Annotated in this window: 12 protein-coding genes; 6 read left to right on the top strand and 6 right to left on the bottom strand. The window is 51.3% G+C overall.

The features are described 5' to 3' along the window. Positions 1-213: 213 nt before the first annotated feature. From B156_RS0123640 to B156_RS0123625, 4 genes are all read left to right on the top strand, one after another. Positions 214-1,176, top strand: coding sequence for a PhoH family protein (locus B156_RS0123640; RefSeq protein ID WP_018622267.1), 963 nt, complete (start codon positions 214-216; stop codon positions 1,174-1,176). After that, complete coding sequence (locus tag B156_RS0123635) at positions 1,157-2,509, top strand: M43 family zinc metalloprotease (protein WP_018622266.1); 1,353 nt, start codon at positions 1,157-1,159, stop codon at positions 2,507-2,509. The genes B156_RS0123640 and B156_RS0123635 overlap by 20 nt, the downstream gene beginning before the upstream one ends. A gap of 135 nt (positions 2,510-2,644) precedes the next feature. Beyond that, on the top strand, positions 2,645-3,097 hold the full coding sequence (locus B156_RS0123630; protein ID WP_018622265.1) for a GNAT family N-acetyltransferase: 453 nt from the start codon (positions 2,645-2,647) through the stop codon (positions 3,095-3,097). Then, positions 3,094-5,262, top strand: coding sequence for a ComEC/Rec2 family competence protein (locus B156_RS0123625; RefSeq protein WP_018622264.1), 2,169 nt, complete (start codon positions 3,094-3,096; stop codon positions 5,260-5,262). The genes B156_RS0123630 and B156_RS0123625 overlap by 4 nt, the downstream gene beginning before the upstream one ends. A gap of 57 nt (positions 5,263-5,319) precedes the next feature. On the opposite strand, the gene B156_RS0123620 is transcribed toward B156_RS0123625, so the two are convergent. Together B156_RS0123620 and B156_RS0123615 are read right to left on the bottom strand one after the other, a co-directional pair. After that, positions 5,320-5,862 (bottom strand): hypothetical protein, encoded by a 543-nt coding sequence (locus B156_RS0123620; protein ID WP_018622263.1) that lies wholly within the window; start codon positions 5,860-5,862, stop codon positions 5,320-5,322. 45 nt (positions 5,863-5,907) lie between these two features. Continuing rightward, positions 5,908-6,459 carry a hypothetical protein gene (locus tag B156_RS0123615; protein WP_026261009.1) on the bottom strand — a complete coding sequence of 184 codons (552 nt, stop codon included), beginning with the start codon at positions 6,457-6,459 and terminating at the stop codon, positions 5,908-5,910. A 115-nt stretch (positions 6,460-6,574) separates the two neighbouring features. Here B156_RS0123615 and B156_RS0123610 point away from each other — a divergent pair, with 115 nt between their 5' ends. Both B156_RS0123610 and B156_RS0123605 read left to right on the top strand, forming a co-directional pair. Further along, the gene (locus B156_RS0123610) at positions 6,575-7,243 is read left to right on the top strand and encodes a TetR/AcrR family transcriptional regulator (RefSeq protein ID WP_018622261.1); all 669 of its coding nucleotides are present in this window, start codon (positions 6,575-6,577) and stop codon (positions 7,241-7,243) included. Positions 7,244-7,310: 67 nt separating this feature from the next. After that, complete coding sequence (locus B156_RS0123605) at positions 7,311-8,636, top strand: ABC1 kinase family protein (protein ID WP_018622260.1); 1,326 nt, start codon at positions 7,311-7,313, stop codon at positions 8,634-8,636. 407 nt (positions 8,637-9,043) lie between these two features. Here the strand turns inward: B156_RS0123605 and B156_RS0123600 are convergent, their stop codons facing one another. The 4 genes from B156_RS0123600 to ggt form a co-directional block, all read right to left on the bottom strand. Next, the gene (locus B156_RS0123600) at positions 9,044-9,370 is read right to left on the bottom strand and encodes a DMT family transporter (protein ID WP_018622259.1); all 327 of its coding nucleotides are present in this window, start codon (positions 9,368-9,370) and stop codon (positions 9,044-9,046) included. A 73-nt stretch (positions 9,371-9,443) separates the two neighbouring features. Next, positions 9,444-10,709: a flavin-containing monooxygenase gene (locus B156_RS0123595; RefSeq protein ID WP_018622258.1), complete on the bottom strand. Its 1,266-nt coding sequence runs from the start codon at positions 10,707-10,709 to the stop codon at positions 9,444-9,446. A 221-nt stretch (positions 10,710-10,930) separates the two neighbouring features. After that, positions 10,931-12,076: a diaminopropionate ammonia-lyase gene (locus tag B156_RS0123590; RefSeq protein ID WP_018622257.1), complete on the bottom strand. Its 1,146-nt coding sequence runs from the start codon at positions 12,074-12,076 to the stop codon at positions 10,931-10,933. Between the two features lie 149 nt (positions 12,077-12,225). Beyond that, positions 12,226-13,923 (bottom strand): gamma-glutamyltransferase, encoded by a 1,698-nt coding sequence (gene ggt, locus B156_RS0123585; RefSeq protein WP_026261008.1) that lies wholly within the window; start codon positions 13,921-13,923, stop codon positions 12,226-12,228. Between the last annotated feature and the right edge of the window lie 165 nt (positions 13,924-14,088).

The following is a 14,088-nucleotide window of genomic DNA, read 5'->3' as shown; positions in this document are numbered from 1 at the left end:
AAGGAGGGTAACTAGTCGTATTAATTACGGAAGTCTGGCAGTGAACTGTGTGTCAGCAAGATAGATATTTATTGCCATTAAATACCCGTTTTGTCCCAAAAAGTAGTAACTGGTATGGAAAACGGGGAAAGGAATAATTTTTTCATTAAACACGTTGTAGAAGCAAAGAAATCGCTTACTTTTCGGAAATACACACGTTAAACTATTCATCGTTTGGTCGAAAAAGTTATTACCCTCGACAATGTATCGCTCATTGACTTTCTGGGCGTAGAGAACCACAACATCAAAGAAGTGGCGGCTGCGTTTCCCATGAGCAAGATTATCTCGCGTGGCAACGAGATTCGCATTAAAGGCACAACGCCGGAGATCAGCCGGATCAGCGACATTCTGGAATCGCTGATGGTGCATTATCAGAAATATGGCAAACTAACCCAGGAAACGATTCAGACCTACATCAGTCAAAGCGGACAACCAGTCAACGGCAATGGTACGCCACCAGTGGTACCCAATGATGATGAGGTGCTGGTATACGGAAACCGGGGCGTAGTGGTTCGGGCCCGAACCGATAACCAGAAACGGCTGGTAGAAGCGGCCGAAAAATACGATCTGGTATTTGCGGTCGGCCCGGCAGGAACGGGCAAGACCTATACGGCAGTAGCGATTGCCGTACGGGCGTTGAAAAACAAAGAGGTCAAGAAAATTATCATTACGCGTCCGGCGGTAGAAGCCGGAGAAAATCTGGGCTTTTTGCCGGGTGATCTGAAAGAGAAAATCGACCCCTATCTGCGCCCTATTTATGATGCCCTTGATGATATGGTTCCGGCGGAGAAGCTGAAGTTTTATACCGAAAATCGCATTATTGAGATAGCCCCCCTGGCCTACATGCGGGGGCGTACGCTGAACAATGCGTTTATTCTGCTCGACGAAGCACAAAACACGACATCCATGCAGATGAAAATGTTTTTGACCCGGATGGGACCCACATCGAAGGCCATCATCACCGGCGACCGGTCGCAGATTGATTTGCCAAACCGGCAGAAATCCGGTCTGGTCGAGTCGGTCGATATTTTGAAAAATATCAAAGGGATTGCCTTTGTGGAACTGGACGGACGCGACGTGGTGCGCCACCGGCTGGTTCGGGAAATTATTACGGCGTATGACAAAGCGGGGCAATAAGCGCCTGATGGGAAATAAGCGAACGGGCTGGCACTGGCTGGCCGGTTCACTTATTTGTTTACTGACCTCCGCGGCCAGTGCCCAGACTACCCCTGATTCGCTGGTCAACCGCTGTGGCGTTATGGACCATGAGCGCATCCTGCAGCAACGCAATCCGGACCGGCTCCGCCAGCTCAATGAACTGAATAGTCAGATCGATCAGTATCTGGGCCAATACAAATCGCTTCGGCAGCCTGCCGCCAACGTGATCTACCGTATTCCCATTGTGGTACACGTGGTGCATAACAATGCATCAAACACAATTGGCGGTGCGAATAACGTAAACATTTCCGATGCCCAGATTCTCTCCCAGGTTCAGGTACTCAATGAAGATTACCGGAGGCAGGCCGGTACCAATGGATTCAATACCAGCCCCATCGGGGCCGATGCCGGTATTGAATTTTATCTGGCTACCGTTGACCCCAATGGGCAACCCACCACGGGTATTACCCGCCATTATTACGCCCAGAAATCGTCATTCAGTATTTTCAATGACGATTTATTACTGGCGCAGATTGCTTACTGGCCCAGCGACAGGTATTTAAATATCTGGGTTGCCAGTATTCAGGACAACTACCTGGGTTACACGCAGTTTCCAACGGCAACCGACACACTGAAAGGGTTGCCTTCTGCCGTGAATAATATGACCGATGGGTCGATTATTGACTACCGGGTTTTTGGTCGGCAGACAGGTACGGTAAACCGGTCACTCTATCTGCTGGGCCGCACCGTAACGCACGAAATTGGACACTGGCTGGGATTGATTCACCCCTGGGGCGATGCTAACTGCGGGAATGATTACGTGGCCGACACGCCCCCAATGACGGATGGCTCAACGGCTCAGCAATCCTGCCGGCAAACCTTTTCCAACTGCGATGGGAAAGGGCAGGTACGGGACCTGATGGAAAATTTCATGAACTACTGGCCCGATGCCTGCATGAATATGTTCACCGCCGGGCAGGTAGCCCGGATGCGGGCCGTACTGGTCCTTAACCCACGCCGGGCTAAAGTAGTCAGTACTGCGGCAGCCCTGCCCGAATCAGAAAACCTGACCATGTCCTTATACCCCAATCCTACCAGCATTGATCCGTCTGTCGATGTGCAATTGAAGGGGACTCAGTCATTCAGCGTTGGTCTGCTCGATATGGCTGGCCGGCAGGTACGAACCCTTTCCTACACCGATGTGCCCAGTACGCGGGTTGTGCTGCCCATAATCGGGCTGGCCCCCGGCTTGTACATTGTCCGGGTAAAAACCGGTAATGAAACAGTCAGCAAACGGTTGCTGGTGCAGTAAACGGGTTCATAGTTTATGCCGGGCTCCAGTGCGGTTTGGCGTACAGCTGGCGCACTTGTCCCTCTGCTGCACCGCGCAACCGGAATGCCGGACCATCGGAATGCCGGACCGTATAAACGTAAACGATAAACCGTTATGATTTCAGTTCTCCCTATTGCTACCCCTACCGACCTCGAAACCGCCTTTGCCATTCGCCGACAGGTATTCGTGGAGGAACAACGGGTCGATGCCCGGGAAGAGTACGACGAATTTGAGGATAGCAGTGCTCATTTTCTGGCTTTTGTCGATGACGTACCCTGTGGTACAGCCCGGTGGCGACGCACATCGAACGGAATAAAAATGGAACGCTTTGCGGTATTGGCATCCTGCCGCAGGAAGGGTGTAGGCAAGGCACTGGTTCAGGCCGTGCTGGATGATGTGTTCAGTCAGCAGCCGGAGCCAATCCAAAGTATCTATCTGCACGCCCAGCTACCGGCTATGCCGTTGTACGCTGGTTTTGGCTTCGTTTCTGTCGGCCATATGTTCGAGGAGGCAGGCATTCAGCACTACAAAATGGTACTACCGGGTTCGGCTTACACAACCGAATGAAAGGCGCACCGTTTGTGCGCTACGTGGCCGCTCTGATTAGTGGCATCCTGCTATACGTATTGGAGCCTGACGGGGCCATTCTGCCCCTGGCTTGTCTGGCTGCTGGCTTTGTGCTGCTGGTCTGGAGTTTTGCCCGTGATGCCAGGCGGGTTATCAAACCCATCCAGCGGAAAGCGGGAATCGGTAGTCTGCTTATACTGCTGGGACTCGGCTGGTTTATCACCTGGCAGCGAACCGATAGCAACCGGCCTGATCACATCAGCCACCTTTCCGATACGCTACAGGGGTACGAAGGCGTAATAGCGGCTCAGCCCGAAGAACGGGCCAAAACTTACCGGGTCGAGCTGGAAATTCGCCGGGCCAGGTGGGCGTATCGGGATTCGCTGAATCAGCCCAAAACGAACGGCGAATCATGGCAGCCACTCCGGGGCCGGGTCATTATTTACCTCGATAAAGCCAGCCAGTCCGATTCCGTTACACCCCGGCCGGTTTATGGTGAAGTATGGCTGGTTTCGGGTGCTCCCCGCCCGATTGATCCTCCGCTTAACCCCGACGAGTTCAACTACAAACGCTACCTCAGCTACCGGAACATTGGCTATCAGCAGTACCTGCGTCCGTATCAGCGGTATATTCTGGGTAGCGATCCGCCCAATCCCATCACCAATTGTGCCGCCAGCGTAAACCGCTGGGCCGATAGCGTATTTACGCGGCAGGTAGGGAGCCGGGCTGAGTACGCCCTTGTCAACGCCATGATTCTGGGGGTTCGGGATGATCTGGACGCCGATATTTACCGGGCTTACTCCACCGCCGGCGCCGTTCACATTCTCTCCGTGTCGGGTCTGCACGTAGGCATCCTGTTTCAGGTGCTCACGGTGCTGCTGGGATTTCTGGCCAAACGGCGGGGTGGAAAACTGATAATGGCCGGGCTGCAACTCACTATCCTGTGGTTTTACGCCCTGGTTACGGGCTTTTCGCCCCCGGTGCTCCGCTCGGCGGGGATGTTTACGATGGTTATTCTGGCCCGGGCACTGGGTCGGCAGCAGCAGATACCGAATACCCTGGGGGCATCGGCCTTTTTTATTCTTTGTTTCGACCCCTACGCGCTGTTTTCGGCTGGTTTTCAGCTGTCGTACCTGGCCGTTGCGGGCATCAGTGCCTGGCACGCGCCCCTGTATCAGTCCATCACGTTTCGGAACAAATGGGCTAACCGGCTCTGGGAATTAACCGCTGTGGCGTTGGTGGCTCAGCTAATTACGTTTCCGGTCGGCGTATTTTACTTTCATCAGTTTCCAACGTATTTCCTGCTCTCCAATCCCGTCGTTATTGTTCTGTCGGAATTGTTACTGCCGCTGGCGATGGCAGCACTGGCCCTGTGCTGGATACCTTACCTGGGCGACATGCTGGGCTGGCTGCTGCAAAAAACGGCCTGGCTGCTCAACGGAGCGGTAATGCAGACCAGCCAATTGCCCGGAGCCGCCTGGGACGGTCTCTGGCTTTCGCCCCTGGCCCTGCTGCTGATCTATACGCTTATCGTATGCGGAGTGGCCCTGCTGCTAACCCGCAACCGGGGGTATCTGTGGGCTACCTGTCTGGCGTCGGTCCTGCTGGCAGGTATAACCCTTTGGGGCAACTACCGTCAGGCCCATCAGCAACGTTTGGCCGTCCATTTCCTGCCGCACCGAACGGCGGTGAGCCTGACCAGTGGGCACCGAAGTACGTTGCTAACCGACCTCGACTCGACCGATAACCGCTCCTTCGACTTTTACCTGAAAAATACCTTTGGAATCTGGGGTGTTTCAGCGCTGACCTTGACCCGAATGAAGCGACCCAGCGATTCGACGCATGCCCGGGAGAGTATGCCCGCTTTTTACCAGACCCCGGCGTATGCCCTTTGGGTGTGGCAGGGAAAAACGCTGCTACTGGTGAATAAACTGTCCGGACGAAATCGCTGGCGGTTACCCGCTATTGTCGACTACCTGGTTATCCGCCGTAATGCGCTGTATGAGTGGGAACAGCTAAACGGGCGCGTTGTAGCCAGGCATATCATCTTCGACGATTCCAACAAAACCCCCCTGACGGACAGGCTGCTGGCCGACGCAAAAAAGAAGGGGATACCGTGCTATTCCGTCCGGCAAATGGGCGCCTATCTGGCTGAGCTGGAGTGATTTTACCAGTTCATCTACGCCTGTTGGTCCGCCAACAATCGACCGGCAACGACGTGCTCAGTTAGCGGCCGCTTTATTGAGGGAATCCTTTTTAGGGCCGGGTGGACGGAAACCACCAATCTCCTTCTGCATATCGGGCTTTTTGGCCTGGTACAGGTCCCACTGCTCCGGGGTGAGGATAGGCTTTATTTTCTCCTCTTTCTCTTCATTAAACATCAGCATCACTTCCCGAACCTGAGTGATGACTTCGGGGGAGGGGCGACCAGTTTCCTTACCGATTATATCTTTGATGGCATCCTGTTGCTGGCTGGCATATTCATTGTTGAGGTGCTTGAGGTCCTTGAACTGCTCCTTACTGAGAGACAGGTTATCTTTCATCCACTTCGTTTCCTTCTGAGCCATGTCGCCGGCAATGTTAGGCACCGAAGCTCTCGTCGGACTGCTGTTTTGCATCTGACTCATACCACCCATCCGGCGGCCGCCCATACCGCCGTAGCCTCCTCCATAGCCCCCGTACTGACCAAAACTGAGCGAACTCAGCAGCAGGCCATTCAGCAGGCATAAACAAAAAATCAGGGTTTGGCGAAAAGACAAATTCATGAGTAGTTATACAGGTTGGTCTATATTTTTTGACTGAATGACGCGCTATCGGGTAGGGGATTTATCCGGCTTCCGAACGCGAACGCGCATCTGAGGGCTTTCCCCATCTGGCACGATAACAATGATATTGTTAGTTATTGTTTCTCCCTCTGCCAGCAGGTGCCCGGCCTGTGACAAATCGGTGGTTTTAGCCGCTATAGCTTCGCCGGGGGCAGGTTTAACCGATGCTTCGTAGGGAGCCGATGCGGGTCTGGCACGAACGGCAATAGATTTGGATGTCAACTTGGCTCCCGTAGCGTTCAGACAGTCGAAGTGAGCCAGCAAATCCCGGTCGCGGGTGCCGAAAGAGGTTTGCCGGGGATTGAACACTTTTGAGTTACCACTCCTGTTGGTCACGTAAACCATCAGTTCATACCGTTTGAAGGTGCCCAGGTTGATAAAGGCCTTTGTGCATTCATTGCGTACCGAATACCCATATTCGATACCGTCGATCTCAACGGATTTGTTGCTGGGAATTTCATAAATAGACTGAGCAATTGATGGACAAACCAGGCCAATACTCAACAATACTAGCAGACAAATCGAACGATTAGACATGATCGAGTGAGGGGGAGTAGGTATAGCCCGAAATTTAGAAAAAAAACCAGAATATATTGGCCATTATTGTCAGAAAACTGCTAAACTTTTATCTGATACACGCCGTTCAATTTGTATGGAGACGCTCGAAAAAATCCGTAAGGCTTATACGGAGTATGTACTTGAAAACGGAAAACAACCCACGTCTATTTTCCAGTTTGCCAAAAAACTGAAAATGGCCGAAGCGGAATTTTACAACCACTATGCTTCGTTCGAGGCCATTGAGGCCGACATATGGCTAACGTTTTTTACGGAAGCCATGAGCACCGTGGAAGCCGACACCACCTACCAGGGTTATTCTGTTCGGGAGAAACTGCTGGCTTTCTATTACACCTGGATTGAGTTGCTGAAAGCGCAGCGCAGTTTTGTGGTATACAGCTTTGGACAGTTGCGGGAAGCGCAGCTAAACAGCCGGTCGCGGGGAATGAGCCGCATGGCACAGTCATCGTCGAGAGTGTTGAGTCTGTTCAAAGAATCGTTCTTCGATTACGCCCGCGATTTGCTGGCCGAAGGGCGCGAAAGTAAAGAAGTGGAACCTCGCCCGTTCGTAACTGACCGCTACCCAAATGCGCTCTGGGGACAAACGCTCTACCTACTCGATTTCTGGGTGCGCGATGTGAGCAAGAACTTCGAAAAAACGGACTCCGCCATCGAAAAATCGGTCAATACTACGTTCGACCTCATTGGTCGTTCTCCTCTGGATACCCTGTTCGACTTCGCCAAATTCATGTACCAAAATAAATGAGTGGAAGAGTGAATGAGCGAAAGCCATCCGGTAGGTTTCGCTCTTTCATTCTCCCACTTTTTCACTTATGAAAAGCCAAACATCCGTTCCTACTACTAAAGTTGCCCGCGCCAGTCAGTTCGTGAAAGCAGGGGTAAAAGTAGGTGGGAACTATATCAAGCATTACAGCAAAAAACTGGTCGATCCCAGTTTGTCTAAAGATGAACTGCATAAAGACAATGCGGCCGACATTTACGATACGCTGAGTGAACTGAAAGGGTCGGCCCTTAAAATGGCGCAGATGCTGAGTATGGACCGGGGACTGTTGCCCGTTGCCTACTCCGATAAGTTCACGATGGCCCAGTACTCGGCTCCCCCGCTGTCGGGGCCGCTGGTTGCCAAAACGTTCCGGACTCATTTTGGCAAATCACCCTCGGAGTTGTTCGATAAGTTCGATATTGAAGCCGTCAACGCGGCCAGTATCGGGCAGGTGCATCAGGCCTGGAAAGACGGAAAGAAACTGGCCGTGAAAGTGCAATACCCTGGCGTGGCGGATGCCGTTAGCTCCGATCTGAAAATTGCCAAGCCGCTGGCCGTTCGGTTGCTGAATCTGAATGAGCGCGATATTGACCGGTATATGGGGGAGGTAGAATCCAAACTGCTGGAGGAAACCGATTACGAACTGGAATTAAGGCGTTCGATTGAAATTTCGGAAGCCTGCGCCCACATTGCAGATCTGGTATTCCCGAAATACTACCCGGCACTTTCCTCGAAGCGTATACTGACGATGGACTGGCTCGACGGTATGCACCTGAAAGAGTTCCTGAAAACAAACCCCTCGCAGGCCGTCCGCGACCAGATTGGGCAAGCGCTGTGGGACTTTTATGATTTTCAGATCCACACCCTTCGGCAGGTTCACGCCGATCCGCACCCCGGTAATTTCCTGATGCGGGCCGATGGTACGATGGGCGTAATCGACTTCGGTTGCGTGAAGGTCATCCCCGATTTTTACTACGACAATTACTTCCGGCTCGTTAACCCCGATACGCTGGAAGACCCGGCCTTGACGGAAGAGATTTTCAATAACCTTGAGTTTTTGACCGACGATGATTCGCCGAAGGAGCGCGTCTTTTTCTCGAATCTGTTCAAAGAAATGACCCTTATGCTGGCCGAACCATTTGCCGTAGAATCGTTTGACTTCGGCGACGATTCGTACTTTGCCAAAGTGTACGCTTTTGCCGAGGGGCTGGCCGGTGTACAGGAGTTGAAAAACTCGAAGGTAGCCCGTGGTTCGCAGGATGGTTTGTACGTGAACCGAACGTATTACGGCCTTTACGCCATGCTGAATGAACTGAAAGCAAACGTAGTTACGACCAAGCCCGAGTGGCTGCGTTCCCAAAAAGTGCTGGTATAAAAAAGGTCAGCCGGAAACAGGATACTTCACCTGTTACTGCCCGGTAATCTGTTCCCAACAGGTTACCGGGCAGTGCTTTTTACAGGCTTGCCATAACTGGTCGTCGGATGGTGCTCAGTTCAATAGGGATACCAGCCTTGTTTTTTCTCGCGTCCCATTGCGCAGTATTACACGGAGGTTTTCCTCTTCGACTGGAATAACCTGTCGTCGGGGCCCATTACCAGCGCAGGAGGGGTGACGCCCCAGCTTGCCCTAGAGAGCGGCCCAACGCCCCTGGGTATGGTACGTATTCCGTGGCAGACCTGGTTTGATGAGTACTATGCGCACGCGGGCATCAGTGTTCGTTCAGGCTTGCTTGAGGTCGACTAATGCCGTGCCTAACCAGTAATGCTCATGCGGGTCAAACTTCAGTTAGAGACAGCTTTTAGCCCGATAATGGACCCTATCAGCGTGATAAGAAAAAGTATCCGCAGAAAGGTGGCCGGTTCTTTGAACACTATAATGCCCACTAAAACAGTGCCGACTGCGCCAATGCCCGTCCAAACGGTATACGCTGTTCCAATAGGCAATGTTTGCGTTGCTTTTATCAATAGTGCCATACTGGTACCCAAGGCAACAAGAAAACCTACATACCATAGATACATTTCGCTTCCGACTGTTTCTTTCGCTTTTCCTAAACAGAAGGCGAAGACTACCTCAAAAAGGCCCGCACAAATCAAGATTATCCAATTCATTTTTTTGTTGTTCACACCACCATAACGGGCGATGCAAGCGGGATTTTACCAATAATGAAAAATAACTTTTAGTCTATAGATGTGTATTTCTGACAATTTGATTGACAATATATTCAGCGTCGTCACTTATTCCCGGAATGACTGCCGATTTTCTCTTTCGTAACCAGGGGAGCCCGATAAAATAGAGCCCTTCAACGGCTGAAAGTCCATTGTGGTGTTTCGGTGTCTTTTGCTCACTAAGAACCGGCAGTTTTAGGTAATTAAAGTCACCGCTGAAGCCTGTAGTCCAGATAATGGAATTGATGTTATTGTCATCTAGATTAAGTTGGGTAATAACAGAAGCACAAGAGGCATGCTCATCAGGAATATCATCCGGGTCCAGTTCCGGCAAAGGGTCTGGTAAATTATTTTCTTTAATGTACTCGTCGATCAGCCGTTTAATTGTCAGGGAAAATTCATCCGCATACTTAACGTGCGCTGCGGCATCAGGTTGAAAAAACATAGTTTCCAGATCAGCATTAGCCGCTCGCCCGAATATCTTGACTCCCTGCCTAGCCAATGATTGTAAGCTCGTCGTTTTTCCCCGTTCCCCGGCTCCCGATACCTGGGGAGGCTTCATAGTCAGGATAGCAGGGTCTGTAATATCATCCGTTAAGACATCATAAAAACCCATGCCAAACAGCCAGTCAAAAATATCTTTACCCCTGTACCTTCTGGGAAACCGTCCCGCCATTCCCGTAGAAAGAAAAACGTTTCTGTTTGCTCTCACCAAATCGTCGGCAACTTGTGTTCCCGATTGCGCACTGCCAACTACAAGCACGTTGCCATTGGGAAGCTGGCCGGGGTTTTTGTAGTAGCATGTGTGTAATTGCAAAACACGGGGCGACACATTTTTGGCGAAGGAAGGTATCCGGATTTTGTTCTGTCCTCCCGAAGCAATTACGATTTGTCTGCTCAGGTATGTACTCTCCGTACCCTCTTCTGAAATGGTAACATGAAAAATGGTTTGGGTTTCATCTTTTTTCACTTCCAAAACGTTGCAGTGTTCTTTTACAGGAAGATTCAACTGCTTCATGTACGTTTCGAGGGATAACGCAAATTCGTTGGCAAAAGAGAACGCATCAGGATCATCAAAGTACCCTAGTTGTCCTGGAAGTAGATTCAGTTTATTTGCCGAGTTCAACTTAAAGGAGTCCCAGCGTTGCGAACGCCAGGTTTCACCAACTCTTCCCTGCTCAAAAACAATATGTCTGATTCCATTTCTGGTCAAATAATAACTAACACAAAGCCCCGCATGCCCCGCCCCGATTACAATCACATCGGTTACTGTATTGTTCATTGATAGTGATAGTTAAATTAAGTAGTGACAAGTTTAATTAACTGATATTCAGTATAGTAATTTAATGGCGTGTCCTTGTGCTGGCAGGAAAATGGCGATTGTTAAGCCGCAACCTAGAGCCCGGTGAAGTTTGAAAAGTACAGGTTAAGAGCCCAACAGGCTTCTGCCTGGCTCAGGTATTACAGCGATTCACACAGCGCTGTACCCCGCTTGCGCAACGCCTATGGCTGGCGGGCGTTCTTTGTCTGGCCAAGGCTGGTGCTTATTATTTTCCTGAAACTGGCCAAATCAGCGGCTCCTTCAGTATTATAAAATAAAATGGTTGAATTCGGCGAAATGGCTAAAGTTTCTCTCACCTTTTGCATTGTAGCCGTGGTCATAATTTTTATAAAACCAGCTAATCCCCCCGCTCCTGATTCGCCGGCAATGATTCGTTCATCCGTGCCATTTGCATAGTATAAGGCGCGAATAGCCTGTTTCGCAACACTATCTCTGACTTTGATTACCACGTCTGCTCCGTTTTTAATGATGTCCCAGGCCGTCAATGATGGAATTCCGCAGTTTAATCCGGCCATAATTGTCCTGAACGTACAGGTTGGTTTTATCCGTTTACCGGCTTTGAATGAGGACAAAATTCCATCGGCTTCGTAAGGCTCTACTATAACAATTTTAGGGCGGTTGTTTCCATAGCGATTCAGGTAGTACCAAATGGCTGAACTCGCCCAACTTCCCACACCTGCCTGTAAAAAAACCACGTCAATTTTAGGTATGGGCAGGCTGTGTAGGGTATTTTCTAATTCCCGGAAGTGTGTCAGGTAACCGGCCATTAGTTGGGCAGGTATCTCTTCGTAGTTTTCCCAGGCGGTATCCTGTACCAGTTGCCAACCTTCTTCTATGCTCGTTTTTTCGGCAAAAGCACACGTTTCATCATAGTCCCCGGCTACTTTTACCACTATTGCCCCTTCGCCCTCTATTGCGCTGATCCTACTTGCAGTGGTATCTTCTGGAACAAAAATGACGGCTTTTTTATGCGCAATTTTTGAAGCCCAGGCTACTGCTCTTCCGTGATTTCCATCGGTGGCGGTACAAAACGTGTCTATGTCAGGATTCCGTTCAAGGATTTTATGAATGGCGTACGATGCGCCCAGCCCTTTGAACGCGTTGAGTCCGAAACGATGGGCTTCATCTTTGACGTAAATAGCCCCCACGTTATAGCTGAGCGCTAAATTTGGCAGACTGACAAGGGGTGTTGGCTGGTAAATTGACAATGATCTATGGTAGTCGATCGCACTGCTTTGCCCCAAAATAGTTGTTGTCAGCGTTGAGTTTACAGTGTTATTTGGACTATTGATGAAATAATCAGTCATGCATATCGATGCTTTTTGTACTTGACAATTATTGGTGAGGCAGGTTGGTCGTTTCTGTTTTACAAGCCATCTGCCGGGCCGCTAACTTTCTTCAGATTTTGCTCGCTGACAGCAGTGTCGGTTTGATGTGCCCCGTTGGTATGCATGGCTCAAAACCCGGCTGCCTGCCCGTCTTTGCGGGATTCGGTGGCACCGTGGTACACCTTGTTTTTAGCGTCGTACATTATGGCCTGATAGCCACCGTAGCCACCCAGTCCGTAGCCTACTTTGTGGCCCATGCGCATCAGGTCGCGAATAGTTTCGTAGGAATAGCCTGACTCCAGGCTGATACGGCCGGAATCAATCATACGCTCGCCAGTGGGTTCGGAGGAGCCATCGTGGTCAATGCGGGGTGCGTCGCCCGCTTCCTGCGGATTCATGCCGTAGTCGATCATGTTCATCACGATTTGAACGTGGCCCATCGGCTGAAACCCTCCACCCATTACCCCAAAGCTCATAAATGGCTGGCCGTCTTTAGTTACAAAAGCTGGAATAATGGTCTGAAACGGGCGCTTGTGGGGAGCAAACGTGTTGTTTTGTCCGTCGGTCAGGCTGTAGAGTTCGCCCCGGTCCTGAAGCGTGAAACCCAGGCCATCCGGCACCATCCCCGAGCCAAAGCCCCGGTAGTTACTCTGAATCAGCGAAACCATATTACCTTCCTCGTCGGCCACCGTGAGGTAGATGGTGTCGCCCTGTTTCAGAGCGGGGTTACCGGCATCGACCCGGCTGGCGGCCCGGTTTGTGTCGATAAGCTTGCGTCGTTCGTTGGCATACGGCTTACTGATGAGTTCAGCAACGGGAATTTTGGCGAAGGCCGGGTCTGCGTAGTATTTGGCGCGGTCTTCAAAGGCCAGTTTTTTGGCTTCAACAAATTTATGAATGTGTTCGGGGCTGCCCCAGGCAATTTTCGAGAAGTCGTATCCTTCCAGGATATTCAGCATTTGCAGGGCGGCAATACCCTGGCTGTTGGGCGGTAACTCCCATACATCATAGCCCCGGTAGTTGGTGGATACGGGTTCCACCCAGTCGGAGGTATGGTCGGCCAGATCCTTCGCGCTGAGATAGCCCCCCATTTTTTTCATGAAGGCATCAATCGTCTGGGCAATTTCACCTTTATAAAAGGCATCGCGGCCCCCTTTGGCGATTTTTTCGAGCGTGTTGGCCAGGGCGGGGTTTTTGAAGATGTCGCCCCGTTTGGGAGCTGCTCCGGTTAACGCGTAGGTCTCTTTCACATTGGGGTATTTACTAAACCGGGCAATCATGGAGGGCCAGTAGAAGGCGGCTTCATCGTGAACCGGAAACCCTTCCCGGGCGTAGCGGATAGCGTGCGATAAGATTTCCGGCATTGGCTTTTTGCCAAACCGCTTGTGCAGCGTGAACCAGCCATCTACGCAACCCGGCACCGATACCGGCAACGGACCGTCGGAGGGGATATGCGTCAGGCCCCGCTTTTGAAATTCGGCCAGGGTCAGCGAATAGGGCGACCGTCCGGAGGCATTCAGCCCATAGAGTTTTTTGGTTTTGGCATCCCAGACAATGGCAAACAGATCGCCCCCGATACCGTTCACGTGCGGCTCCACCAATCCCTCCATAGCATTGGCCGCAATGGCCGCATCGACAGCGTTCCCACCCGCCCGGAGAACATCAATGGCAGCCTGGGTAGACAGAGGGTGGGAGGTGCAGGCCATGCCATGCCTGGCCATCACTACGGCGCGGGTGGCAAATGTTTTGCCCATGAGCCGGTCCTGGGCATAGGCCGGAATCAAGGCAGGTATCAGGCAACAGGCGAGTAGGAAAGTTATTTTCATAAGCAGGGTAGTCGTTGGACGAATGAATGATATCCGGGTAGATGACAAGGGCACAAGATACTAAATTCATCCTACTTCCCGTACCGTGACTACTCATCCAATCGGAAACCAGCTCGTCTGAATGCAAAATGCCCGCTCAACGTAGCAGAGCGGGCATTTTGTACA

This window comes from Spirosoma luteum DSM 19990, from assembly GCF_000374065.1.
GTDB classification, from domain to species: Bacteria; Bacteroidota; Bacteroidia; order Cytophagales; family Spirosomataceae; genus Spirosoma; species Spirosoma luteum.
Note: the sequence above shows the minus strand (reverse complement) of the source record. Positions and strands in the feature narration are given on the sequence as shown.

Coding starts and splice junctions, on each gene's coding strand:
- B156_RS0123590 (WP_018622257.1), bottom strand. CDS start 12,076: ATGACTGATTATTTCATCAATAGTCCAAATAACACTGTAAACTCAACG.
- B156_RS0123620 (WP_018622263.1), bottom strand. CDS start 5,862: ATGAATTTGTCTTTTCGCCAAACCCTGATTTTTTGTTTATGCCTGCTG.
- B156_RS0123630 (WP_018622265.1), top strand. CDS start 2,645: ATGATTTCAGTTCTCCCTATTGCTACCCCTACCGACCTCGAAACCGCC.
- B156_RS0123600 (WP_018622259.1), bottom strand. CDS start 9,370: ATGAATTGGATAATCTTGATTTGTGCGGGCCTTTTTGAGGTAGTCTTC.
- B156_RS0123610 (WP_018622261.1), top strand. CDS start 6,575: ATGGAGACGCTCGAAAAAATCCGTAAGGCTTATACGGAGTATGTACTT.
- B156_RS0123605 (WP_018622260.1), top strand. CDS start 7,311: ATGAAAAGCCAAACATCCGTTCCTACTACTAAAGTTGCCCGCGCCAGT.
- B156_RS0123595 (WP_018622258.1), bottom strand. CDS start 10,709: ATGAACAATACAGTAACCGATGTGATTGTAATCGGGGCGGGGCATGCG.
- B156_RS0123625 (WP_018622264.1), top strand. CDS start 3,094: ATGAAAGGCGCACCGTTTGTGCGCTACGTGGCCGCTCTGATTAGTGGC.
- B156_RS0123615 (WP_026261009.1), bottom strand. CDS start 6,459: ATGTCTAATCGTTCGATTTGTCTGCTAGTATTGTTGAGTATTGGCCTG.
- ggt (WP_026261008.1), bottom strand. CDS start 13,923: ATGAAAATAACTTTCCTACTCGCCTGTTGCCTGATACCTGCCTTGATT.
- B156_RS0123635 (WP_018622266.1), top strand. CDS start 1,157: ATGACAAAGCGGGGCAATAAGCGCCTGATGGGAAATAAGCGAACGGGC.